The organism is Oceanicola sp. S124, from assembly GCF_000220565.1.
In the GTDB taxonomy this organism is placed as follows: domain Bacteria; phylum Pseudomonadota; class Alphaproteobacteria; order Rhodobacterales; family Rhodobacteraceae; genus Pseudooceanicola.
In genome coordinates this window covers 1-21,178 of the sequence record NZ_AFPM01000109.1, presented here as the reverse complement: position 1 = coordinate 21,178, position 21,178 = coordinate 1, and the positions used below count along the sequence as shown (strand labels likewise).

Sequence of the window (21,178 nt, the reverse complement as noted above, 5' to 3'; positions counted from 1 at the left end):
ACATGCGCTTTCAAACCCCTCTTCTGCCCGCCACGCTGCTGCGCCGATACAAGCGCTTCCTCGCCGATATCCGGCTGGAGGACGGCAGCGAACACGTGGCCCATTGCGCCAATCCCGGCTCGATGATGGGGCTGGCGGAGCCCGGCATGCGGATCTGGGTGGAACCCAACGATGACCCGAAGAAGAAGCTGAAGTACGGCTGGCGGCTGGTCGAGCACCCGGGCGGGCACTTTACCGGAGTCGATACCTCGGTGCCGAACCGTGCCCTGCGCGAGGCGCTGATCGCCGGACAGGTGCCGGGGCTGGGCGGCTACGCCCAGGTGCTGCCCGAACAGAAGTACGGAGAGAACAGCCGCATCGACTTCCTGCTGAAGGATGCGACGCGCTCCGACTGCTATGTCGAGGTCAAATCGGTGACCCTCTCGCGTCAGCCCGGCCTGGCCGAGTTTCCCGACAGCGTGACCGCACGCGGGCTGAAGCACCTGGCCGAGCTGTCGCAGATGGCCGCCGAGGGGCACCGCGCGGTGATGCTGTTCCTCGTGCAGCGTACAGATGCGCGCGCCACGGCACTGGCCGGCGATATCGACCCGGCCTATGCCGCAGGCTTCGCGCGCGCCCGGGCGGCGGGGGTCGAATGCCTGGCCTTCGGCTGCACCATTTCCCCGGAAGAGATCACGCTGGGGGCCGCGTTGCCGGCGCCGCCCCTGCCGGCCTAGTCGGGGCGCCGCTTGGCTGGCCTTTCCCGGCAAAAGGGACTATTTCTGCCCCTGACGCGCATCGCGCCCCGCACCGCCCTCCGGGGCCGGAGGCAGGCGGCCCGCGCGCCCTTTGGGCAGGTTTTCAGGGAACATGGCTTTGGAACAGGAACATAACGGTCGCATGACACGGGAAGGCATCCGGATCCACGAGGCGGGCGATTTCGAGGGCATGCGCCGGGCCGGTGCCATTGCGGCCCGGATCCTCGACGACGTGATCCCCTTGGTCGAGCCGGGCATCACCACCGCCGAGATCGACAAGTTCATCGAGGCCAAGGTGACGGAATACGGCACCACCTCGGCGACCATCGGCTACAAGGGCTACCAGCACGCCTCCTGCATCTCGATCAACCACGTGGTCTGCCATGGCATCCCCGGCGACAAGAAGCTGAAGGATGGCGACATCCTGAACATCGACGTGACGGTGATCCTGGATGGCTGGTTCGGCGACAGCTCACGGATGTACGTGGCCGGGAAACTGTCGCGCAAGTCCGAGCGGCTGATCCAGGTCACCCATGACGCGCTGATGATCGGCATCGAGACGGTGAAGCCGGGCAAGACCTTCGGCGACATCGGCCATGCCATCCAGTCCTTCGTGGAAGGGCACCGCATGTCGGTGGTGCGCGACTTCTGCGGCCACGGTCTGGGCCGGGTGTTCCACGCGCCGCCCAACGTGCTGCACTACGGCCGCCCTGGCACCGGCGCGGTGCTGGAAGAGGGCATGTTCTTCACCATCGAGCCGATGGTGAACCTCGGCCGTCCCGAGACCAAGACACTCTCCGACGACTGGACCGCGGTGACCCGCGACAAGTCGCTGTCGGCGCAGTTCGAGCATTCGATCGGCGTGACGGCGGATGGCTGCGAGATCTTCACCCTCTCGCCCGGCGGTCTCTTCCACCCGACCTATCCGCAGGATTGAGATGGCCGATGCCGGGCGCCTCTCTGAACGGCTGATGCTGATGGACGAGGCGGCCTGGGCGCGTCATGCCAACCCCTGGTCAGGCTGGAGCCGCCTTGCCACGCTGCCGCTCCTGTCGCTGGCCGTCTGGTCGCGGGTCTGGATCGGCGCCTGGGCCTGGGCGCCCGTGGCGCTGGTGCTGACCTGGGTCTGGGTGAACCCGCGCCTCTTCCCGGTGCCGCGCCGCACCGACAACTGGATGTCGCAGGGTGTGCTGGGCGAACGTGTCTGGCTGGCGCGCCGCAAGGTGCCGATCCCGGCCCACCACGCCCGTGCGGCGATGATCCTCTCGGGGCTCTCAGGGGGCGGCGCCATGGTGCTGGGCCTCGGCCTCTGGGCGTTGTCCCCCGGTTGGACCGTCGCCGGGCTGGTGCTGTCGATGGGCGCGAAGCTGTGGTTCCTCGACCGGATGGTCTGGCTGCGGCAGGATATGGCCGGCGAGGGCTAGGCAGGGGTGGGTTTCACCCACCCTACGCGCAAAGTCACGCTCTGCGACAGATGGGAAGGCCGGGGCCGCTGTCATGACGACGGGTCCCGGGGGCGTGTTCTCGCGGAACGGAGACAGAGGGACAGACCCTTCATCGCTGTGTTCTCCGGGCGGTGCCGGGCGAGGGCAAGGTGTTGCCGCAGAACCGGGGACGAGTCGCAGGGGTGAGTCGCGGGGGCGCCGGTCGTCCCGGGCGGCTTTGCGGGCGTTCACAGCTTCGACCGCCTGCCGCCTGTAGGCCAGGTCTGGAGGAAGGGGGGGCTCTGCCCCCGTCTCCTGCGGAGACTCCCCCGGAGTACTTTCAGCCTGGTGATGTGCAGAAGGGGTGCCTTTGGCCGTCCGACGGCCCGGAGCTGCACCGGTTCGAGGCGGAGAGGTTGCCGGGGGAGGGTGCCCGGTGCGTCGCCTGGCCCCCTGACCGCATTCATCGGGGGGCGTCGGTCGGAGCTTGCCGGGGGGCAGGCCGTGCCGTTCGCGTAGGGTGGGTGACAACCCACCTCGGGCGGCTCAGTCCTTGCCGAGGAAGCTCATCGTGCTGTCGCCGAAGCGGCGGCTGTCCAGCACCTGCCAGCCCTCGGGCGGGGTGATGGCGGCGCTTTCCTCCCAGACCAGCAGGGCGCTGTCGGCGATCCAGCCCTGTGCCAGGGCCGAGGCCAGGGCGGGTTCGCCAAGGCCCTTGCCATAGGGGGGGTCGAGGAAGACCAGCGTCGCAGGGGTGCCCGGGCAGGGGGGCAGGCGCGTGGCGTTGCAGCGCAGCAGGCTGGTGCGCGTCTTCACCCCCAGCTCGCGGATGTTCTCGGAGAGGAGCCGTCCGGCGACGCGGCCATCGTCGATGAAGGTCGCCGAGACAGCTCCGCGCGACAGGGCCTCCAGCCCGAGGGCGCCGGTGCCGGCGAAGAGGTCCAGCACCACGGCCCCTTCCAGCGGATCGCCGAAGCGCCCCCCGGTCAGGATCGAGAACAGGCTTTCGCGCACCCGGTCGGTGGTCGGCCTCAGGTGGGCCCCGGCATCGCCCTTGCCCAGCGAGGCCAGGCGGCGGCCGCGAAACTCTCCGGCAATGATGCGCATCAGCCCTTCATCAGCTCCTTGAGGTCGACAGTCGGGTCGGCGACCTTCGCCGGATCGGCGGTCTTGCCCGCGTCGATCAGGCGCTTGCCGACCATGTAGCCGCGCGGGTCGTTCATCGCATCGACCGCCAGCAGCCGGTCGCCGTCGTAGTACCAGTGCGAGCGCGCGCCCCTGTCGTCGCGCCGGGTGACGATGCGGTCATAGCCCGTGTTCAGCCCGGCGATCTGCAGCTTCACGTCGTACTGATCGGACCAGAACCAGGGTTTAGGATCGTAGGCGCGCGTCTGGCCCATCATGTTGTCGGCGGCGCATTCGGCCATGTCGATGGCGTTCTGCACGCTTTCCAGCCGCAGCCGTCCGCCGCGATGCGGGAAGGAGGCGCAGTCCCCCGCCGCCCAGATCGTCGCATCCGAGGTGCGGCAGCTGGCGTCGCAGGCGATGCCGTTCTCGATCCGCAGACCGGCCTCTTCGGCCAGCCGCTGATCCGGCAGGATGCCGGTGCCGACGACGACGAAATCGAGGTCCAGGTGGGTGCCGTCGCTCAGCACGGCACCGTGGACGCCGTCCTCGCCCAGCAGGCGCTCCAGCCCGGTGCCTTCGAGGATCTTCACCCCGTTGGCCTGATGCAGGGCGCGGAAATAATCCGAGGTCTGCGGCGCGGCGACCCGTTGCAGGATGCGCTCGGCCATCTCGACCAGCGTGACCTGTACGCCCCTGGAGGCCAGCACCGCCGCCGCTTCAAGCCCGATGTAGCCGCCGCCGACGATCAGCGCTCGGGCGCCGGGGCGGACATGGGGCGCAAGGGCCTCGATGTCCGGCAGGCCGCGGACGCAGAAGACGCCGGGCAGGGCGCCGCCGAGGGCCGCCGGCAGATGGCGCGGCACAGAACCGGTGGTCAGCGCCAGAGCGTCATAGCGCAGCACTTCGCCGCCCAGGACGATCTCGCGCGCGGCGGGCACCAGGGCCTCGACCGCGTCGCCGAGGCGCAGGGTGATGTCGTTCTCGGCATACCAGGCGCGCGGGCGCAGGTAGAGCCGTTCTTCCTCCATCTCGCCCAGCAGGAACTTCTTCGAGAGGGGCGGGCGCTGGTAGGGGGGCACCGGCTCGGCGCCGATCAGGGTGATCTGTCCGATAAACCCCTGCGCGCGCAGCCGCGCCACCAGCGAGGCACCGGCCTGTCCGGCGCCGATCACGGCGAAATGGGTCATGGGATCTCTCGCTTCCTGTTGCTGAGGGGGAAGCTATATGCTTTCCCTGAGGAAACGCAAACCTGCACAGGATATCCCCCATGAGCATCTCCAAAGGCGACAGCCTGCCCGACGCGACCCTGCTGGCCCTGACCTCCGAGGGCCCGGCGCCCGTCTCGCTGGCCGAGAAGACCAAGGGCCGCAAGGTGGTGATTTTCGGCCTGCCCGGCGCCTATACCGGCGTCTGCACCACCGCCCATGTGCCCAGCTTCATCCGCACCGCCCCCGCCTTCGCCGAGAAGGGCGTGGACGAGATCATCTGCGTCTCGGTCAACGATCCCTTCGTCATGGGCGCCTGGTCCGAGGCCACCGGTGCGGGCAAGGCCGGGCTGACCTTCCTGGGCGACCCCTCCTCGGCCTTCATCAAGGCTATCGGGCTTGATTTCTCGGCCCCGCCCGCCGGGCTGATCGACCGCGCCAAGCGCTTCTCGATGCTGGTCGAGGATGGCAAGGTCACTGCGCTGCATGTCGAGGACAGCCCCGGCACCTGCGAGATTTCCGCCGGCGAGACCCTGCTGGCCGAGGTCTGAGATCGGATCTGAACGGGCGTCCCTGAGATGGGGCGCCCGGAACCTTGCGGCCCCGGGCGCTCGAAGACCCGCTGTCCCGAGCGGGCTTCTTTCCCTTGCACCCGGCCGCGACGGACCGGCCCGAATTTCCGGTAATTCCGTGCGGTGCAGAAGGTGCAGTCAGGCCTGTCCGGTCCCATCGGACTGACCCTGGCGTCAATGTGCATGTACACAGGGTGCGGGTCAATCCCAAATCAAGACGTTGGCGTATGGGTTGCCCGGCTCAGCCGGTGACCGGCCGGCCGGGGGAAAGGGCCTGCAGCCACTGCATCTGCACGTCGCTTTCCACGGCGTCTTCGAACTCGGCGCGGACATGGGCCACGGCATCATCCGGGGCCATGCCGCCTTCGATCAGGATCAGCGCGGCGACCAGCCCGCTGCGCCCGGCCCCGTACTGGCAGCACAGCGCCGAGATCCCCCCGGCGCGATGCGCCGCGTGCAGCCTGGGTCCAAGCTGCGCCCAGGCGTCCAGGAAGGCCTTTTCGGGGGCGTGAAAGTCGCGGATGGGCAAGGCGATGCCGACAATCCCGTGCCGGGCCAGGGCGGCGTCGAGCAAGGTGCAAGCGCCCTCGGGCAGTTCGCTCTCTTCGGTGAGGATCAGCAGGCGTTCCGCGCCCTGACGCGCCAGTTCCGCAAGCGTCGCCTCCAGCATCTCGGGAGAGATCCAGGCCACCCCGTCGACACCGCTTTCCAGACCGGGAAAGCCTGACATGATGCAGGCGCCGCCGCCGGGAAGGGCCACCCGCGCCCGCAGGGGCAGCAGCTCGGTTGCATCGGACATTCCGGTTCCTCCCCCGCGTGTGTCTTCGCGTTGCCACTGTCAGCAAAGCTTCATATAACTCCGGATGTGTAAAAGATATCCCGCATGTCATGGTTTCGACAGGCATCGGGCCTGGTCGAGTAGTGAGAGCATATGCGCAAGACGAACGGCGAAATCGCAGCCGTGATCCGGGAACGGATTTGCCTTAACGGACAGGAAGTGAACCTCCTCCTGCATGAAGGTCAGCTGGCCACAGAGTTCGGGGTGTCCCGGACGCCCATTCGTCAGGTGTTGCAGATGCTGGCCTACGAAAACCTGGTCGAGACCCGTTCGGGCGTGGGCACCATCGCGACGCCGCTGATCGCCGAGCACCGCAAGTCGGACGTGCGCGCCTTCCGCGCCCTGTTGATGGCTGCGGCGCAATGCCCGATCCCCGACAATGAGGTGCCGGGCCGGGTGATCGACCGCCTGCGCGATTCCATCCGACTGTTGGAGCGGGCCGAAGGCGCGGACAGCCAGATGATCCAGGCACTGTCGGCACAGCTCGAGGCGATGATGTTGCTGGTCTCGGACCATATCGTCGCCACCGCTCTGCGGTCAGCCTACTGGCGGCATGTCCGCTGGTGCCTGCATCCCGGTTTCGGCGCCCTTGCCGAAGCCCGGATCGAGTTCGAGGCCCTGCTTCAGGACGCCCTGCGCCTGGCCGAGGCCGGAGCCGTGCAGCCGCTGCTGAACCGGATGACCGACGTGGTGGTCGGCGCCGAGGCGGGCTGGGGCCCGTTCTGAGGCACCCCCCTGTGACAGGGCATCGCGGTCCGCCGTCCCGCAGTGAAAAGGGGCCGCCGAAGCGACCCCTTGCGGTGATCCTTGCCCGGTAGGTTCCGGTGCATTCAGTCTTCCTTGCCGCCCATGTCGGGCTGGAGCAGGGTCCGGGTGGGGAAGGGGATATCCACGCCACCCTCGTCCAGCGCCTCTTTCACCTTGCGCTTCATGTCGGTGGTGAAGGCGAAGTAATCGGAGCTGTTGCACCAGACCCGCACCAGGAAATCGACCGAGAAATCGCCCAGGTTGTTGACCTGGATGAAGGGCTCGGGCGTCGCATGGGCGCGGGGGTCCGAGGTGATGGTGTCGCGGATGATGGTCTCGGCCTTCTTCAGGTCCGCACCGTAGCCGACGCCGAAGGTCCATTCGGCGCGCCGGGTCGGGTAGATCGAGTAGTTGATGATCGTGTTGCCCCAGACTTCGCTGTTGGGGATGATGATCTGGGTGTTCGACAGGCTGGCCAGCTCGGTGTAGTTCAGGTTGATGTTCCGGACGGTGCCCATCTCGCCCGCGACTTCGACGAAATCGCCGTTCTTGATCGGGCGGAAGAAGATGATCATCACGCCGGCGGCGACGTTCGACAGGGTGCCCTGCAGGGCCAGGCCGATGGCCAGGCCGGCGGCACCGATGACGGCGACGACCGAGGTGGTCTGCACTCCGAAGGTGTTCAGCACGAAGAGGAAGGCAAAGCCGATCACCGCGTAGCGCAGGATCGAGCCGAGGAACTCGAACAGCGTGTCATCGAGCTGCGCGTGGCGCTCCGACAGATGGGTGACGCGGCGCTTGGCCCAGCCGGCGATGGTGAAGCCGAGGAAAAGGATGAGCACCGCGGCCAGAACATCCCCGGCCAGCCCTGCCAGGAAGTCCAGCGTCAGCAGGTCGCCGAGGGTCTTTCCGTTCCAGATTTCGGTTTGCAGCAGGCTGTCGATTTCTTCATTCATTGACTGATCTGATCCATTTTTCTTGCAAGTTTCGCGTCCGCGGCGGTGATGCCCCCCATGTCATGGGTGGTCAGTCGCACCATGACACGGGCGTAGCTGTTGCTCCAGTCCGGGTGGTGGTTCCACTTCTCGGCCCAGAGCGCGGCGCGGCTCATGAAGGCGAAGGCGGCGGTGAAATCCTCGAACTCGAAGGTCTTGCACAGCACGTCGCCGTCATTGTCGAGGCTCCAGCCGGTGTCGAACAGAGGCGCCAGCAGCGTCTCGCGGACGGTGGGGTCTAGGGTGTCGTTCATTCCTGTTCCTCCCTTTGGTCACGGCGGAATGGGCCGTAGGCGGTCAGCACCTCGATGTCCTCGTCCACGGCGCGGGCCTCGGCGTCGAGGTACTGGCGCACGGCGCGGGCGAAGCCCGGATCGCCGATCCAGTGCAGTGAATGGGTCAGCGCGGGCATGTAGCCCCGGGCCAGCTTGTGTTCGCCCTGGGCGCCGGCCTCGACGCGGGCCAGCCCCTCGGCGATGGCAAAGTCTATGGCCTGATAGTAGCACAGCTCGAAGTGCAGGCAGGGGTGATGCTCTCGCGCGCCCCAGTAGCGGCCGAAAAGCGCCTCGCGGCCGATGAAGTTCAGAGCCCCGGCGACGGGGCGGTCCCCGGTGCCGGCCAGTACCAGCAGCATGTCGTCGCGCATCGTCTCGTGGGCGATCTCGAAGAAGGCGCGGGTCAGGTAGGGGGTGCCCCACTTCCGCGCGCCGGTGTCCTGGTAGAAGGTCCAGAAGGCGTCCCAGTGCGCGGGACGGATATCGTCGCCGGTCAGCGCGTGGATCTCGCCGCCGAAGGCCTGGGCCTGCTGGCGTTCCTTGCGGATGTTCTTGCGCTTGCGCGACGAGAGATCACCGAGGAAGCCGTCGAAATCCGCATAGTCCCGGTTCAGCCAGTGGAATTGCTGGCTGGTGCGCCGCATGAGGCCCATCTGTTCGCCGGCCAGCGCCTCGGCCTCGGTGCAGAAGGTGACATGCAGGCTGGACAGCTGGTTGTCCGCCGCGATCTGCACCGCCCCCTGGGTCAGCGCCGCAATGGCCGTCGCCTCGTGCCCCGGCCGGGCAAGAAAACGGCGCCCGGTGGCAGGGGTGAAGGGCACGGCGATCTGCAGCTTGGGGTAATACGTCCCGCCGGCGCTTTCATAGGCATGGGCCCAGTTGAAATCGAAGATGTATTCGCCCTGGCTGTGCGACTTGGCAAACAGCGGTGCCACGCCGATCAGGGTCTCGCCCTCATGGGCCAGCAGGTAGTGGGGCTCCCACCCCGTGCCCGGCCCGGTCGAGCCGCTGTCCTCGAGCGCCTTCAGGAAGCGCCAGGTGGTGAAGGGGTCGTCGGGGCGCCCGCCATCGGCGGCCTCGGGGCAGGCACAGGCATCCCAGTCTGCCTCGGCGATACCCGAAAGGCTGCCGAGCGTGCTCAGCACGATCTCGGGGCCGGGATCGGAGGGAGGAGGCGGGGAGGGGCGTTCCATGTCGTCGATAATCTGGGTCGCCCCTTCCGGGGATCAAGAGGGTTTCGCACCCCTGTCAGGCAGGAAAGGCCGCGAGGTAATGTTCGAAGGTCACATTCTCGGCAAGCGCCCGCGCCTGTACCTCGTCTGCGGGGCTGCGCAGGGTCCAGCACAGCACCGGGATGCCGCGCGCCCGAAGGGCCTGCACGCTGTTGCGGCCAAGGTCCTGCCACTCGTGGCTGATGAAGCCGGACCCGGTGCGGTCGAAGTCGCCGATGGCCTGCAGATGGGCGCGGGCCGCCTCGCTCAGATGGGCGAAATGCTCGCCCTCGTAAGAGCAGGTGGTGATGCCGCGCGGCACCCCGGGGGCCAGCTCGGCCAGCCGGGCGACCATCTCGGGGTTGAAGGACATGAAGGCCAGCGGGCCGGTGTAATCCGCGACCGCCTCGGCGGCGCGGGCCTCCAGCGTGCCGGGGGCATGGGCCGTGCGGCCGTCCTGGTCCTTCAGCTCGACCAGCAGCGGCACGCGACCTGCAACCAGGGCAAGCACCTCGGCTAAGGTGGGGATGCCGGCCTCGCCGCCGCTCAGCTTGATGGCCTGCAGGTCGGCGGCGCTGCGCGCGTCGACATCGCCGGTTTGCCCGGTGACGCGGTCCAGCGTGTAGTCGTGAAAGACCATGGCCACACCATCCGAAGAGAGCTGCAGGTCGATCTCGATCCCATAGCCCGCCTCGACGGCGGCGCGGATCGCCTCGATGCCGTTTTCCGGGCGGCCGGCCTCGCGGTCATGCAGGGCACGGTGGGTCACGGGCAGGCGCGAGAAGACCTCGGGCAGGGCGACGGCATTCATGTCTCGACCTCGAAGATGGCCTCGATCTCGACGGCGACACCGAAGGGCAGCGAGGCGGCAGAAACGGCAGAGCGCGCGTGGCGCCCGGCCTCGCCCAGGACGGCGACAAGGAAGTCCGAGGCGCCGTTGATCACCTTGGGCTGGTCGGTGAAGTCGGGGGTCGAGTTGACAAAACCGGTCAGCTTGACCACCCGCTTCAGCCGGGACAGGTCGCCGCCGCAGGCCGCCTTGGCCTGGGCCAGCAGCGAGATGGCGCAGAGCTTCGCTGCCGCGGCGCCGTCGTCCAGCGCCATGTCGGCGCCCAGCTTGCCGATGACCAGCCCCTCGGCGGTCTGGCTGACCTGGCCCGAGACATGCACCAGGGTGCCCAGCTTGACGAAGGGCACGTAGTTGGCGGCGGGGGCGGCGGCTTCGGGCAGGGTGACGCCAAGCTCGGCTAGGCGGGTTTCGATCGCGTCGGTCATCGGGGGGTCCTTTCGGCTGTCGGGTCGCGGGCCAGGCACCGCGTGTCGGTCGCGACGCTAGCCGCTGGCCGGGCGATTGCAAGGGCGAAGCGCCGGGAGGCGCACCGCTCGGCACGGAGTGGGGCCGGGTCATCGAAGCGTTACATTGGCGGCCCCGGGCAAGAGCCTGACGCCCGGCAATCCGGAGCGCTGCCTCCGGGCGCCTGGCCCGGCGGCCTTGTCGACCGGCCTCTTCAGGGCGCTCGTTCGAGAGGTGTTTCGAGGAGCCTCGTCCGGGGCGGTCTTCGCGGACTGTCGGCAAGGGGCCGTCCGTTTGATCCCTTTCACGGGCACCCCGCCGCAGCGCAGCTTTGCCGGGCCGGTTGCGGATATGGGTGTGCCGAGCCGGCTTCACGTCTGGGTATACCGCGCCTTTCCTCTGGCGGGTCATGACCCTCGGGCCGTTTCTTGAGAGGCGACATGGCCCGGCGGCGCCCAAGCGCGGAGGGCTCAGACGGATGCCTGCCGGTCAGGCCCCGGACAGGGTGGCTGCTTCAACTCGGGGACGCCTGAAGTGCCGTTCCGCCGGGGCGCAAGGGGGCCTTGCCACCCCTCCGCGGAGGAAGCGAATGCGCCTTGTTCTCCGTCTCGCCCAGTGCCCTTGAGGGCCTTTGTCCCGCCCTTCGGAAGCCCCGCGGAGTGGTTTGGGCGGCCGCCGCGCCAAAGGCGCCTGCGGAGGCATGTCGTCGTCGGCCCCCCGGAGGACCTTGCAGAGATACATTGCCGTTGGATCGCCGGAGAGCCCTGCGATGGCACCTGTCAGAATGGCCCGCGGGTCGCTTCCCCGGGCACGGAAGGGGGCGGCCATGCTGCGTCGTCCTTGGCACCGTGTCGCCGGGCCGGGCGTGGCTCGGAGGCCGGGGCAGGGCGGTTCACTCGCGGAAGGCCCGCGCCACATAGTCGCCGAACGGCTTCACCAGGTAGGCGAGGGGGGTGCGGTCGTCGGTGCGCAGGAAGGCTTCGACAGGCATGCCGGGCAGCAGGGTCAGGCCCTCGGGCAGGCGCTGCATCTCGCCCTCGTCCAGCCGGATCTCGGTGCGGTAGAAGCTGCGGCCCGTGGCCTCGTCGGTGAAGGCATCGGCCGAGAGGTGGGTCAGCCAGCCGGAGAGTTCCGGCGTGCTCTGGCGGTCGAAGCCGGGGAAGCGGATGCGCACCGGCTGGCCGATATGCAGGGCGTCGACCTGCAGGGGGGCGACCTCGGCGGCGATCAGCAGCGGGCGGTCGCGCGGCACGAGGTAGAGCACCGGTTCCGCCGGCTGCACCACGGCGCCGGTGCCGAAGACGCGCAGCCCGTGGACCACGCCGGCGACGGGGGCCGTCACCTCGAGCCGGGCAAGGCGCAGGCGCAGGGCGCGGCGGCGCTCGGCCAGCTCAAGCTCGCGCACGCGCAGGTCGCGCAGGGCGGCGATGGCCTCTTCGCGGCGGGCCGTGGCGCGGGAAAGGATCTGCAGGTCGATCTCGGTGATCCGCCCCTCTGCCTCGGCCCGCTGCGCGGCCATCTCTCCCAGCAGGCCCTGTTGCCGGGCGGCCTCGCGGCGGAGGGCCAGCAGCCGGGGCAACTGCGCCAATCCGCGATCATAGAGCGCCTGCTGCGCCGCCAGTTCCTGATCTATCAGGCCGGACTGGAAGGCGAGCGCGGCTTCCTGCGCGGCCAGGCCGGCGATCTGCGCGCCGATCTGTGCCTGCCGCTTGCCAAGCTGCGCGACCTCCTGCGCGGCCGCCTCGCGGCGGGTCTCGAAGAGGCGGGTCTGGCCGTCGATCAGTGCCCGCACCTCGGGCGCATCGGCAGAGGCGATCTCGGGGTCGTAGAGCGGAAGGGGGGCGGCGTCGCGTTCGGCCTCCAGCCGGGCACGGCGGGCCATCAGCTCGAACAGCTGGCCCTCGGTGATCGCCAGTTCCGAGGCCAGCCGCGCGGGATCGAGGCGCAGCAGCGGGGCGCCGCGCGCCACCTGCTGACCTTCATCGACCAGGATCTCGGCGACCATGCCGCCGTCGGGGTGCTGCACCACCTGGCGGTTGCTTTCCACCTCGATGCGACCGGGCGCGATCACCGCGCCGGCGATCCGGGTCAGGGCCGACCAGCTGCCGAAGCCGCCGACCAGCAGCGCCAGCGCCAGCAGCCCGGCCAGCGTCGGCCCACGGGTCGAGAGCGCGCGGTTCACCGGAGACCTGCCGTGCCGGTGGCGCCGCGGATCTGCTCGTGGTTCTGCACCACCCGGCGCAGAACCTCGTCGCGCGGACCGAAGGCCACCCGCTGGCCATTGTCCAGCATCAGCAGCATGTCGCATTCCTGGATTGCCGCCGGGCGATGCGCCATGATCAGCACCGCCGCCCCGCCGGCCCGCAGCGCGCGGATCGCGCCGTTCAGGGCCTGGCTGCCCTCGTTGTCGAGGTTCGCGTTCGGCTCGTCCAGCACCAGCACCACCGGATCGTCATACAGCGCGCGGGCCAGGCCGATGCGCTGGATCTGACCGCCTGACAGCCGCCCGCCGTGGGGGCTGACGGGCGTGTCATAGCCGCGTGGCATGCGCAGGATCATCTCGTGGGCATCGGCGCGGCGGGAGGCCTCGACCACGCGGCTGTCGTCGGGTTGCTCGGCGAGACGGGCGATGTTCTCGGCGATGGTGCCCTCGAACAGCTCGACCCGTTGCGGCAGATAGCCGACGAGGCGGCCCAGCTCTTCGGGATCGTACTGGTCCAGCGTCGCGCCATCCAGGCGGATCTGGCCGCCCGCGCAGGGCCAGGCGTTGGTCAGCGCCCGCGCCAGGGTCGACTTGCCTGCGCCCGAGGGACCGATGACGCCGCAGGCCTGCCCGGGGTGCAGATCGAAGGTCACCATGCGCAGCGCCGCGAGGCTTTCGCCCGGCGGCACCACGCTGGCTTGCTGCACCTCCAGCCGGGCGGCGGGGCGCGGCAGGGCGGTGCGGGGCGTGGCCGGGGGCGCCTCGGCCAGCAGCAGCGCCAGGGCTTGCCAGCCGCGCCGTGCCCGACTGATCAGGGGCCAGTTGCCGATCAGCGCCTCGATCGGCGCCAGGGCGCGACCCATCAGCACCGATCCGGCGATCATCGCCCCGGGTGAGAGCGCCTCGTGCAGCACCAGCCAGGCGCCCAGCCCCAGCATCGCCGATTGCAGGAACAGCCGCAGCGCCCGGCTGAGCGCCGAGAGCCCCGAGGTCACGTCGGCGGCCAGCGTCAGCGAGGTGAGCGCACGGCTGCGGGCGGCGTGCCAGCGCCGGAACGCGGCCCCGCCCATGCCCATGGCGCGCACCAGCCCGGCCTCGGCACGCATCTGGTCGGCCTGGGACTGGGCGGCGAAGGCGGCGGCATACCCTTCGGCCAGGTGGCCGCGGCCAAGGCCCTGCCCGATGGCGGTCACCAGCACCAGCGCCGCGCCGCCGGCCAGCGCCAGCAGCCCGAGCGCGGGATGAAACAGCGCCAGCCCGGCCAAGAACAGCGGCGTCCAGGGCAGATCGGCCAGCGCGCCGGGCACCGCCGAGCCGAGCAGGGCGCGAATCGAATCGAGATCCTGGAGCGCGGTCTCGGCCCCGCGCCGCCCCTCCGAGGCCTGTTTCAGCGCCGCCTCGTAGACGCGGCGGTCCAGCCGCGCCTGGAACCGGGCGCCGACACGGGCCAGCAGCCGGGCACGGGCCCCATCCAGCAGCCCCATCATGGCAAAGAGAAACCCCGCCAGCAGGGTCAGCGCGAAGAGCGTCTCGACCGAGCGCGAGGCCAGCACGCGGTCGTAGACCAGCAGCATGTAGAGCGGTCCGGTCAGCACCAGCAGGTTGGCAAAGACCGAGAACAGCCCGGCCAGCCAGTAGAGACCCCTGCTTTCCGCCCGGATGCGCCGCAGTTCCGCCGCGCCTGCCGTCCTCTCGCCTGCTGCCGCCATCCTGTTTCGTGGCACCCCTGCTCTCCTGTTGCGGTGCGCTGAGGGCCTTTTCCGGCCCCGCACCGGCGGGTTGTCGCTTCTGGGTCACATCCTGTGTCCGGGGGACTTGCGAGCTATGGCACCTGAGCCATTAAGGAATAGATAAAGCCGAAAGGGCATGATGGCGCGGATCCGCGAGCGGGCGGCCCGATGCGCATGACCTCCCGATTCGACCGCCAAGAGTGCCCGACATGTCCCTGCGTCCTTCCTCCTCCGCTGCCCTGCGCCTGCTGGCCCTGATCGGGCTTGCCGCGCTCACTGCCTGCACCCGTCCCGGGCCGGGCGAGGTGACGCGCGCCGATCAGCCCTTCGACCCCTACGAGGCGCAGAACCGGCAGATGCACGAGGTCAACCTGGCCCTCGACCGCGCGGTCCTGCGCCCGGCTGGCACCGTCTATGCCACCGTGGTGCCGCAGCCGGTCAACCAGCTCGTCGGCAATTTCTCGGCGAACCTCGGCACGCCCTCGGACGTGGTGAACAACCTGCTGCAAGGGCGCTTGAAGGATGCCGGCATCAACACGGTGCGATTCGTGATGAACTCGACCATCGGCGTCGGCGGGCTGATCGACGCGGCGGGCGCCTTCGGCATCCCCGCCCGCGACACCGACTTCGGAGAGACCCTCGCCATCTGGGGCGTGCCCGAGGGCGCCTACCAGGAGCTGCCGGTGCTCGGCCCCTCTACCGAGCGGGCGACGGCGGGACGGATTGTCGATCTGTTCACCAATCCCCTGGATCCGCTGATGGACCGCTCGGAACGGCAGCTGAAGTACGGCAGCGCTGCGGCGCATGGCGTCGGCCAGCGTGGCTACAACCGCGAGACGGTGGATTCGGTGCTCTACGAGTCGGCCGACAGCTATGCGCAGTTGCGCCTGATCTATCTGCAAAGCCGCCGGCACGCCCTTGGCGCTGCACAGACGGATGCCTATCTGGACCCCTATGGTGACACGGGTGAAGAAGCGAATGACCCCTATATCGACCCCTACGCGGAATAACATCTCGCGTCGCGCCCTGCTGGCCGGCCTTGGTGGCCTGGCGGCGGTGCTGTTGCTGCCGGCCTCGCAGGCCCGGGCGCTGACCGCCTCGCAGGCCACGGGCCTGGTCGACAAGGTGGTGGCCGAGATCAACGCCGTGATCAATTCCGGCCAGTCCGAAGCGCAGATGATCCCGCGCTTCGAGGCCATGCTGCAGCGCTATGCCGATGTGCCGACGATTGCCCGCAGCTGTCTCGGCCCGGCGGCGCGCGGGGCCTCCGCCGCCCAGCTTTCCGCCTATACCCAGGCCTTCTCGGGCTACGTGGCGCGCAAGTACGGCAAGCGCTTCCGCGAGTTCATCGGCTCCGAGATCACGGTCACCGGCGCGCGGCCCCACAAGGATCGCTTCATCGTCGACACGGTCTTCACGCTGCGCGGCCAGTCGCCCTTCGACGTCGAGTTCCTGGTGACCGACAACGGTGGCGCGCCGCTGTTTTACGAGATGGTGATCGAGGGCATCTCGATGCTATCGACCGAACGGACCGAGATCGGCGCCATGCTGGATGCGCAACGCGGCGATATCGACGCGCTGACCTCTGCCCTGCGCCGGGCCGGCTGACGGCACGGGGCGGGGAGGCGCGACATGGACAAGGCTGCCCGCAAGGCTGCTGCCCGGGACTGGCGCGCCCGGCAGGGATCTTCGCGCTGACCTGCGTGACCACCGGGGAAGTCTGGATCGGCCAGGCCCGGGATCTCGACGCGATCTGGAACCGGCAGCGGTTCTCGTTGCAGGCCGGGGGCCACGGCCACCGGGGGCTGCAACAGGCCTGGGTCTCCCATGGCGAGTCCGCCTTCCGCTACGAAGAGCTTGAGCGTTTCGAGGCCGATCTGCCCGCCGTGCCCTGCCGCGCCGCCTGAAGGACCGGCAGGCCGCGCTGGTGGCCGCGAAGGGGGCCACGGCGATCTGATCGCCGGGTGCGTCCGCTCGTGGCGGCGCGGTCCTGAAGGCCCTGTTCCCAAAAGCCCTGACCCGTAGGCCACGCCCTGCAAGCGACAGGCTGCTCTTTCAGCACCGCGGTATTCTCTCCGCCGGACGCCCCGCCCTGTCATCGGCACGGCGGAGCCGGTTGGTTGGCGCCGATCGGACGCTTGGTGTCACGCGGGCCCTGGCCCTGCCTTACCTGTGGCGCGTCACCCTTCAGATGAGTTGGGCTCACCGGCCTTCCGATCAGGCCGTATCGGCTGGGCCATCCTGCTGCTTGCAGGGGCGTGGCCGCACTGGGGCAGACTGGTCTCGTGCCGGGGAAGGGGGAGACGCGGCCGCGCCCTTTGGGCTGATCCTGTCGGGGTCTGGGCCGGGGCCAGGGCAGGCCGGGCCGTTGGCGTAGCGGCGGGGCTTGCCCCGCCGCCACCGGTCGATCAGCGCAGGCCGAAGATGTCCTTCAGCGCCCGCTCGATCACATTGTCCAGCCGCTGCGGATTGCCCCCGTTCGAGGGCTGCCCCGCCAGGTTGCGCGCCGGTTCCGGTGCCGGGTGCAGCATCGGCAGCTCGTGCACCGGCAGGCCCTCGTGGACCCGCGCCATGACCTCGTGGAAGATCTCGGCGGGCAGGCCCGAGCCGGTCACCCCGGTCAGCGGCGTGTTGTTGTCATAACCCATCCAGACGCCGGCCACGTAATCCGCCGAGAAGCCGATGAACCAGGCGTCGCGGGCGGCCTGGGTGGTGCCGGTCTTGCCGGCGATCTCGCGATCGTCCAGCCCGGCGCGGGTGCCGGTGCCCCGGGTCACCACCTGGCGCATCATGTAGATCAGCTCGCGCGCGGCGTCCTCGCGGATCACCCGCTCGCCGATGCCGCCGTCGCTGCCCATGAGGGGCTCGGGGTCGCCCTGCAGGCGGACCTCCTTCAGCCCGTAGGGGGTCACCGAAGAACCGCCGTTGAGGATGCCCGCATAGGCGCCGACCATCTCGACCAGCGTCGATTCGGAGGCGCCGAGCGCCAGCGCCGGACCGGCGGCCAGGTCGCTCTCGATCCCGAAGTCGCTGGCGATCTTGCGCACGTTCTCCAGGCCGACCTCGTTGGCCACCCGCACCGCCGGGATGTTCAGCGACTTCATCAGCGCCTCTTCAAGCGTCACCGGGCCGCGATACTGGCGGTCGTAGTTCTCGGGGCTCCAGGGGCCCGAGCCGGGAATGTTCAGGGTCAGCGGGCTGTCGTCGACCATGTCGTTGTAATGGAAGCCCAGTTCCAGCGCGGTGGCGTAGACGAAGGGCTTGAAGGACGACCCGGTCTGCCGCAGCGCCTGGGTGGCGCGGTTGAACACGCCGCCGCCGCTGACGTCCCGGCCGCCGACCATGGCGCGCACGGCGCCATCGGCGCTCATCACCACCACGGCGGCCTGGGCGTTCGAGCCCTCGCGCACCTTCTCTTCGAAGACCCATTTCACCGCATCCTCGGCGGCCTTCTGGATGCGTTGGTCCAGCGTCGTGGTCAGCAGCACGTCCTCGGTGGTCTTCGAGGTCAGGAAGTCGGGGGTCGAACTCATGATCCAGTCGGCGAAATAGCCACCGGATTGCACCTGGGCGCTCTGGCTCAGCTGCGCCGGGTTGGCGATCGCCTCCTGGGCGGCGCTGTGGGTCAGGTAGCCCTGATCCTCCATCAGGCCGACGATGACCGAAGCCCGGTCGCGGCTGCGTTGCAGGTTGTTGGTCGGGGCATAGCGCGTCGGGGCCTTCAGCAGGCCGGCCAGCATGGCGGCCTCTGCGGGGGTCACATTGGCTGCGGACTTGCCGAAATAGCGCTGGCTGGCGGCCTCGAAGCCTCGGGTGCCCTCACCCAGGTAGGCGCGGTTCATGTAGAGCGTCAGGATCTCGTCCTTGGAATAGCGCATCTCCATGCCCATGGCGTAGATCGCCTCGCGCGCCTTGCGCATCAGGGTGCTCTCGCGGCAGTCGGCCTCGTAGGCGGCTTCACTGTCCCAGACGGTCGGATCATAGCTCTGGCCGAAGCAGAGCAGCTTCGCCGTCTGCTGGGTGATGGTCGAACCGCCGTTGCCCGAAAGCGGCCCGCGCCCGGCGCTCAGGTTGATGCGGATGGCGCTGGCGATGCCGCGCGGGCTGACGCCGAAGTGCCGGTAAAAGCGCTTGTCCTCGGTGGCGACGATGGCGTTCTTCAGATGCGGAGAGACGGTCTGGGCGGTGACCATCCCGCCGAACTGGTCGCCGCGCCAGGCGAAGGTCTGGCCCTGGTCGTCCAGCATGGTGACAGAGCCACGGATGCGCCCGTCATAGAGATCGTCCAGCGGCGGCATGGTCAGGCCGCTGATCGCCGCCGCAAGGATCACCAGCGCCGCCGAGACGGCACCCAGCCGCCAGAGCACGCGCCAGATCAGGCCGAAGATCCAGCCGAACAGAGAGAGCACGAAGGCCACGATGGGATTCCTCTTCTTGCGGGGGGCGCGTCGGGGGGCTGCACGGCGGGTCGCGGTCTTGCGCGGGGGCGACTTGCGCGGCGGGGTGCGCTTGCCGCCACCCGGGCCGCCGCTGCCGCCGCCCGAACCGCCAGTTCTCTTGCCACCCTTGCCACTGCCTGCCCGGCCCTTGCCGGAGGTCGTTCCGCCATAGCGTTTATCCGCCACCAGCGACGGTCTGCGCTTTCCTGAATCACTCATGCTGCCTGCCCGGAGCCCTTGTTTTTTCCCAGACTACCGCGTTCGGGCGCCAATGTAGAGCCGCCCCATGCACCCGCCTCGGATTCAATTGCGTCTAAATTTTGTGCGAAATTCCGCTGACGCACATTTTGCAGGCATCTCGGCTCGGTTTTGCTATCATATTGGGACGGTTGTGTTCCGCAACCGGTGTCCGCGCGGCTTAGTTGCCAGTGCCAAAGGGCGGCTGCGCCATGCGCGACGGCCCGGATAACGGAAGGGGATAGTAGTGAAACTGATCATCGCGACAATCAAACCGTTCAAGCTGGAGGAGGTCCGCGAGGCGCTGACCGAGATCGGCGTGCGCGGGATGATGGTGACGGAAATCAAGGGCTTCGGCTCTCAGTCGGGCCACACCGAGATCTACCGCGGCGCTGAATATGCCGTGAACTTCGTGCCCAAGATCAAGCTGGAGATCGCCGTGACCGCGGCCATGGCAGACCAGGTGGTCGAGACCATCACCAGCACCGCCAAGACCGGCAAGATCGGCGACGGCAAAATCTTCGTGCTGGACATCCAGCAGGCGGTTCGGGTGCGGACCGGCGAAACCAACGACGACGCGCTCTGAGACGCCGGACAGGGGAAAGGAAACCAATCCAATGAATACCGTTGCAAAACTTGGCCTTGCAGCAGCCGTGATCGCGCTGCCCAGCCTGGGCCTTGCGCAAGAGGCTGCCGAAGCCGCGGAAGCTGCCGCACCGGCCGCCGTGCCGACCGATGTCGTCTTCATCCTGAACACGCTGCTGTTCCTGGTGGCCGGCTTCCTGGTCTTCTTCATGGCCTGTGGCTTTGCCATGCTGGAAGCGGGCCTGGTGCGTTCCAAGAACGTCGCCATGCAGCTGACCAAGAACGTCGTGCTCTTCGGTGTCGCGTCGATCTTCTACTACCTGATCGGCTACAACCTGATGTACCCGCTCGGCACCTGGGCCGTTGACGGCGTCCTGTCGGGTGTCTTCGGTCCTGGCGTCCTGGAAGCTGTCGGCGTGACCGCGGACGCGGCCGACGACTACTCCTACGCCTCGACCGGCTCGGACTTCTTCTTCCAGCTGATGTTCTGTGCCGCCACCGCCTCGATCGTCTCGGGCACCCTGGCCGAGCGCATCAAGCTGTGGCCCTTCCTGATCTTCACCGTGATCCTGACCTCGATCATCTACCCGATCACCGCGTCCTGGACCTGGGGCGGCGGCTTCGTCGGCGAGGCTGGCTTCTCGGACTTCGCCGGCTCGACCATCGTGCACTCGGTCGGCGGCTGGGCTGCTCTGACCGGCGCCATCATCCTGGGCCCGCGTCTGGGGCGCTATGTCGACGGCAAGGTCATGGCCTTCCCCGGTTCGAACCTGACCCTGGCCACTCTGGGCACGTTCATCCTGTGGCTCGGCTGGTTCGGCTTCAATGGCGGCTCGCAGCTGGCCATGGGCTCGATCGGTGACGTCGCCGACGTGTCGCGCATCTTCTCGAACACCAACATGGCTGCTGCCGGTGGTGCCGTGGCGGCCGCGATCCTGACCCAGCTGATGTACAAGAAGGTCGACCTGACCATGGTGCTGAACGGCGCCCTGGCTGGCCTGGTGTCGATCACCGCCGAACCGCTGGCCCCCTCGCTGGGCGGCGCGACCATCATCGGCATGATCGGCGGCATCCTGGTCGTCTTCACCGTGCCGCTGCTGGACAAGCTGAAGATCGACGACGTCGTCGGCGCGATCCCGGTCCACCTGGTCTGCGGTATCTGGGGCACCATCGCCGTTGTCTTCTCGGGCTCGGCCACCCTGGGCGCACAGCTCTACGGTATCCTGGTCATCGGTGCTGCCACCGTGGTCGCCTCGACCGTGGTCTGGTTCATCCTGAAGGCCGTCGTCGGCATCCGCGTCTCGGAAGAAGACGAGATCGCCGGCCTCGACATGGCCGAGCTGGGCATGGAAGCCTACCCCGAGTTCTCCAAAGGCTGATCCTCCTTCCAAACTTTCAGCCAGAACCTGGCCCGGGCGCGCAAGCGCCCGGGTTTTTTCGTTTGGGTGCGCGCAGGCCTCCGGTTTTTTTGTTCGGGGAAGTCCTGCCGGGCCTGCCCCATCCCTGAGCTTTGCCGCAGCGACGCCGCGCCCGGCCGCGCGGGTCGATTGCCGCCCCG

At 68.7% G+C, this 21,178-nt stretch carries 21 protein-coding genes; 10 read left to right on the top strand and 11 right to left on the bottom strand.

All coding sequences use genetic code 11. The features are described 5' to 3' along the window. Nucleotides 1-2: 2 nt before the first annotated feature. The 3 genes from sfsA (at nt 3) to OS124_RS0107905 (ending at nt 2,161) form a co-directional block, all read left to right on the top strand. Complete coding sequence (gene sfsA, locus OS124_RS0107915; RefSeq protein WP_010138952.1) at nt 3-716, top strand: DNA/RNA nuclease SfsA; 714 nt, start codon at nt 3-5, stop codon at nt 714-716. 163 nt (nt 717-879) lie between these two features. Continuing rightward, nucleotides 880-1,674: a type I methionyl aminopeptidase gene (gene map / locus OS124_RS0107910; protein ID WP_010138951.1), complete on the top strand. Its 795-nt coding sequence runs from the start codon at nt 880-882 to the stop codon at nt 1,672-1,674. Between the two features lies 1 nt (nt 1,675). Further along, the gene (locus OS124_RS0107905; protein ID WP_010138950.1) at nt 1,676-2,161 is read left to right on the top strand and encodes a DUF6653 family protein; all 486 of its coding nucleotides are present in this window, start codon (nt 1,676-1,678) and stop codon (nt 2,159-2,161) included. A 546-nt stretch (nt 2,162-2,707) separates the two neighbouring features. Here the strand turns inward: OS124_RS0107905 and rsmD are convergent. Together rsmD and OS124_RS0107895 are read right to left on the bottom strand one after the other, a co-directional pair. Beyond that, on the bottom strand, nt 2,708-3,268 hold the full coding sequence (gene rsmD, locus OS124_RS0107900; RefSeq protein WP_010138948.1) for a 16S rRNA (guanine(966)-N(2))-methyltransferase RsmD: 561 nt from the start codon (nt 3,266-3,268) through the stop codon (nt 2,708-2,710). Beyond that, nucleotides 3,268-4,476, bottom strand: coding sequence for an NAD(P)/FAD-dependent oxidoreductase (locus OS124_RS0107895; protein ID WP_010138947.1), 1,209 nt, complete (start codon nt 4,474-4,476; stop codon nt 3,268-3,270). Before OS124_RS0107895 ends, rsmD begins: the two co-directional genes overlap by 1 nt. Before the next feature lie 80 nt (nt 4,477-4,556). Here OS124_RS0107895 and OS124_RS0107890 point away from each other — a divergent pair, with 80 nt between their 5' ends. Beyond that, nucleotides 4,557-5,045 (top strand): peroxiredoxin, encoded by a 489-nt coding sequence (locus OS124_RS0107890; protein ID WP_010138946.1) that lies wholly within the window; start codon nt 4,557-4,559, stop codon nt 5,043-5,045. Nucleotides 5,046-5,307: 262 nt separating this feature from the next. On the opposite strand, the gene OS124_RS0107885 is transcribed toward OS124_RS0107890, so the two are convergent. After that, nucleotides 5,308-5,865, bottom strand: a complete 558-nt coding sequence (locus OS124_RS0107885; RefSeq protein ID WP_010138945.1) for a protein-tyrosine phosphatase family protein — start codon at nt 5,863-5,865, stop codon at nt 5,308-5,310. A 132-nt stretch (nt 5,866-5,997) separates the two neighbouring features. On the opposite strand from OS124_RS0107885, the gene OS124_RS26020 reads away from it, so the two are divergent. Further along, the gene (locus OS124_RS26020) at nt 5,998-6,630 is read left to right on the top strand and encodes a GntR family transcriptional regulator (protein ID WP_010138944.1); all 633 of its coding nucleotides are present in this window, start codon (nt 5,998-6,000) and stop codon (nt 6,628-6,630) included. Nucleotides 6,631-6,734: 104 nt separating this feature from the next. Here OS124_RS26020 and OS124_RS0107875 read toward each other — a convergent pair whose 3' ends face one another. From OS124_RS0107875 to OS124_RS0107845, 7 genes are all read right to left on the bottom strand, one after another. Then, nucleotides 6,735-7,607, bottom strand: a complete 873-nt coding sequence (locus OS124_RS0107875) for a mechanosensitive ion channel family protein (RefSeq protein WP_010138943.1) — start codon at nt 7,605-7,607, stop codon at nt 6,735-6,737. Then, entirely contained in the window at nt 7,604-7,900 is a 297-nt protein-coding gene (locus OS124_RS0107870; protein WP_010138941.1) for a 4a-hydroxytetrahydrobiopterin dehydratase, read from the bottom strand. The genes OS124_RS0107875 and OS124_RS0107870 overlap by 4 nt, the downstream gene beginning before the upstream one ends. Beyond that, nucleotides 7,897-9,114 carry a GNAT family N-acetyltransferase gene (locus tag OS124_RS0107865; RefSeq protein WP_010138940.1) on the bottom strand — a complete coding sequence of 406 codons (1,218 nt, stop codon included), beginning with the start codon at nt 9,112-9,114 and terminating at the stop codon, nt 7,897-7,899. Before OS124_RS0107865 ends, OS124_RS0107870 begins: the two co-directional genes overlap by 4 nt. A 55-nt stretch (nt 9,115-9,169) precedes the next feature. Continuing rightward, nucleotides 9,170-9,943 (bottom strand): glycerophosphodiester phosphodiesterase family protein, encoded by a 774-nt coding sequence (locus OS124_RS0107860; protein ID WP_010138939.1) that lies wholly within the window; start codon nt 9,941-9,943, stop codon nt 9,170-9,172. Beyond that, complete coding sequence (locus tag OS124_RS0107855) at nt 9,940-10,407, bottom strand: RidA family protein (protein WP_010138938.1); 468 nt, start codon at nt 10,405-10,407, stop codon at nt 9,940-9,942. The genes OS124_RS0107860 and OS124_RS0107855 overlap by 4 nt, the downstream gene beginning before the upstream one ends. Before the next feature lie 911 nt (nt 10,408-11,318). After that, a complete protein-coding gene (locus OS124_RS0107850; RefSeq protein ID WP_010138937.1) occupies nt 11,319-12,608 on the bottom strand; it encodes an HlyD family type I secretion periplasmic adaptor subunit in 1,290 nt (429 codons plus the stop codon). Then, entirely contained in the window at nt 12,605-14,338 is a 1,734-nt protein-coding gene (locus OS124_RS0107845) for a type I secretion system permease/ATPase (RefSeq protein ID WP_010138936.1), read from the bottom strand. Before OS124_RS0107845 ends, OS124_RS0107850 begins: the two co-directional genes overlap by 4 nt. A gap of 230 nt (nt 14,339-14,568) precedes the next feature. On the opposite strand from OS124_RS0107845, the gene OS124_RS0107840 reads away from it, so the two are divergent. The 3 genes from OS124_RS0107840 to OS124_RS24040 all read left to right on the top strand — a co-directional run bounded on the left by OS124_RS0107840 (nt 14,569) and on the right by OS124_RS24040 (nt 16,266). Continuing rightward, entirely contained in the window at nt 14,569-15,369 is an 801-nt protein-coding gene (locus OS124_RS0107840) for an MlaA family lipoprotein (RefSeq protein WP_010138935.1), read from the top strand. Then, a complete protein-coding gene (locus OS124_RS0107835; protein ID WP_010138934.1) occupies nt 15,338-15,967 on the top strand; it encodes an MlaC/ttg2D family ABC transporter substrate-binding protein in 630 nt (209 codons plus the stop codon). The genes OS124_RS0107840 and OS124_RS0107835 overlap by 32 nt, the downstream gene beginning before the upstream one ends. A 95-nt stretch (nt 15,968-16,062) precedes the next feature. Further along, nucleotides 16,063-16,266 (top strand): GIY-YIG nuclease family protein, encoded by a 204-nt coding sequence (locus OS124_RS24040; protein WP_010138933.1) that lies wholly within the window; start codon nt 16,063-16,065, stop codon nt 16,264-16,266. A gap of 501 nt (nt 16,267-16,767) precedes the next feature. Here the strand turns inward: OS124_RS24040 and OS124_RS0107825 are convergent. After that, the gene (locus tag OS124_RS0107825; protein WP_029375274.1) at nt 16,768-19,017 is read right to left on the bottom strand and encodes a transglycosylase domain-containing protein; all 2,250 of its coding nucleotides are present in this window, start codon (nt 19,015-19,017) and stop codon (nt 16,768-16,770) included. A gap of 265 nt (nt 19,018-19,282) precedes the next feature. Between OS124_RS0107825 and OS124_RS0107820 the strand changes: the two genes are divergently transcribed. Beyond that, complete coding sequence (locus OS124_RS0107820) at nt 19,283-19,621, top strand: P-II family nitrogen regulator (protein ID WP_010138931.1); 339 nt, start codon at nt 19,283-19,285, stop codon at nt 19,619-19,621. A gap of 31 nt (nt 19,622-19,652) precedes the next feature. Continuing rightward, entirely contained in the window at nt 19,653-20,999 is a 1,347-nt protein-coding gene (gene amt / locus OS124_RS0107815) for an ammonium transporter (protein ID WP_010138930.1), read from the top strand. Nucleotides 21,000-21,178 lie beyond the last annotated feature (179 nt).

Excerpts from the sequence above, each read along its gene's own strand:
- sfsA (WP_010138952.1), top strand. The coding sequence starts at position 3 with ATGCGCTTTCAAACCCCTCTTCTGCCCGCCACGCTGCTGCGCCGATAC.
- map (WP_010138951.1), top strand. The coding sequence starts at position 880 with ATGACACGGGAAGGCATCCGGATCCACGAGGCGGGCGATTTCGAGGGC.
- OS124_RS0107905 (WP_010138950.1), top strand. The coding sequence starts at position 1,676 with ATGGCCGATGCCGGGCGCCTCTCTGAACGGCTGATGCTGATGGACGAG.
- rsmD (WP_010138948.1), bottom strand. The coding sequence starts at position 3,268 with ATGCGCATCATTGCCGGAGAGTTTCGCGGCCGCCGCCTGGCCTCGCTG.
- OS124_RS0107895 (WP_010138947.1), bottom strand. The coding sequence starts at position 4,476 with ATGACCCATTTCGCCGTGATCGGCGCCGGACAGGCCGGTGCCTCGCTG.
- OS124_RS0107890 (WP_010138946.1), top strand. The coding sequence starts at position 4,557 with ATGAGCATCTCCAAAGGCGACAGCCTGCCCGACGCGACCCTGCTGGCC.
- OS124_RS0107885 (WP_010138945.1), bottom strand. The coding sequence starts at position 5,865 with ATGTCCGATGCAACCGAGCTGCTGCCCCTGCGGGCGCGGGTGGCCCTT.
- OS124_RS26020 (WP_010138944.1), top strand. The coding sequence starts at position 5,998 with ATGCGCAAGACGAACGGCGAAATCGCAGCCGTGATCCGGGAACGGATT.
- OS124_RS0107875 (WP_010138943.1), bottom strand. The coding sequence starts at position 7,607 with ATGAATGAAGAAATCGACAGCCTGCTGCAAACCGAAATCTGGAACGGA.
- OS124_RS0107870 (WP_010138941.1), bottom strand. The coding sequence starts at position 7,900 with ATGAACGACACCCTAGACCCCACCGTCCGCGAGACGCTGCTGGCGCCT.
- OS124_RS0107865 (WP_010138940.1), bottom strand. The coding sequence starts at position 9,114 with ATGGAACGCCCCTCCCCGCCTCCTCCCTCCGATCCCGGCCCCGAGATC.
- OS124_RS0107860 (WP_010138939.1), bottom strand. The coding sequence starts at position 9,943 with ATGAATGCCGTCGCCCTGCCCGAGGTCTTCTCGCGCCTGCCCGTGACC.
- OS124_RS0107855 (WP_010138938.1), bottom strand. The coding sequence starts at position 10,407 with ATGACCGACGCGATCGAAACCCGCCTAGCCGAGCTTGGCGTCACCCTG.
- OS124_RS0107845 (WP_010138936.1), bottom strand. The coding sequence starts at position 14,338 with ATGGCGGCAGCAGGCGAGAGGACGGCAGGCGCGGCGGAACTGCGGCGC.
- OS124_RS0107840 (WP_010138935.1), top strand. The coding sequence starts at position 14,569 with ATGTCCCTGCGTCCTTCCTCCTCCGCTGCCCTGCGCCTGCTGGCCCTG.
- OS124_RS0107835 (WP_010138934.1), top strand. The coding sequence starts at position 15,338 with ATGACCCCTATATCGACCCCTACGCGGAATAACATCTCGCGTCGCGCC.
- OS124_RS0107825 (WP_029375274.1), bottom strand. The coding sequence starts at position 19,017 with ATGAGTGATTCAGGAAAGCGCAGACCGTCGCTGGTGGCGGATAAACGC.
- amt (WP_010138930.1), top strand. The coding sequence starts at position 19,653 with ATGAATACCGTTGCAAAACTTGGCCTTGCAGCAGCCGTGATCGCGCTG.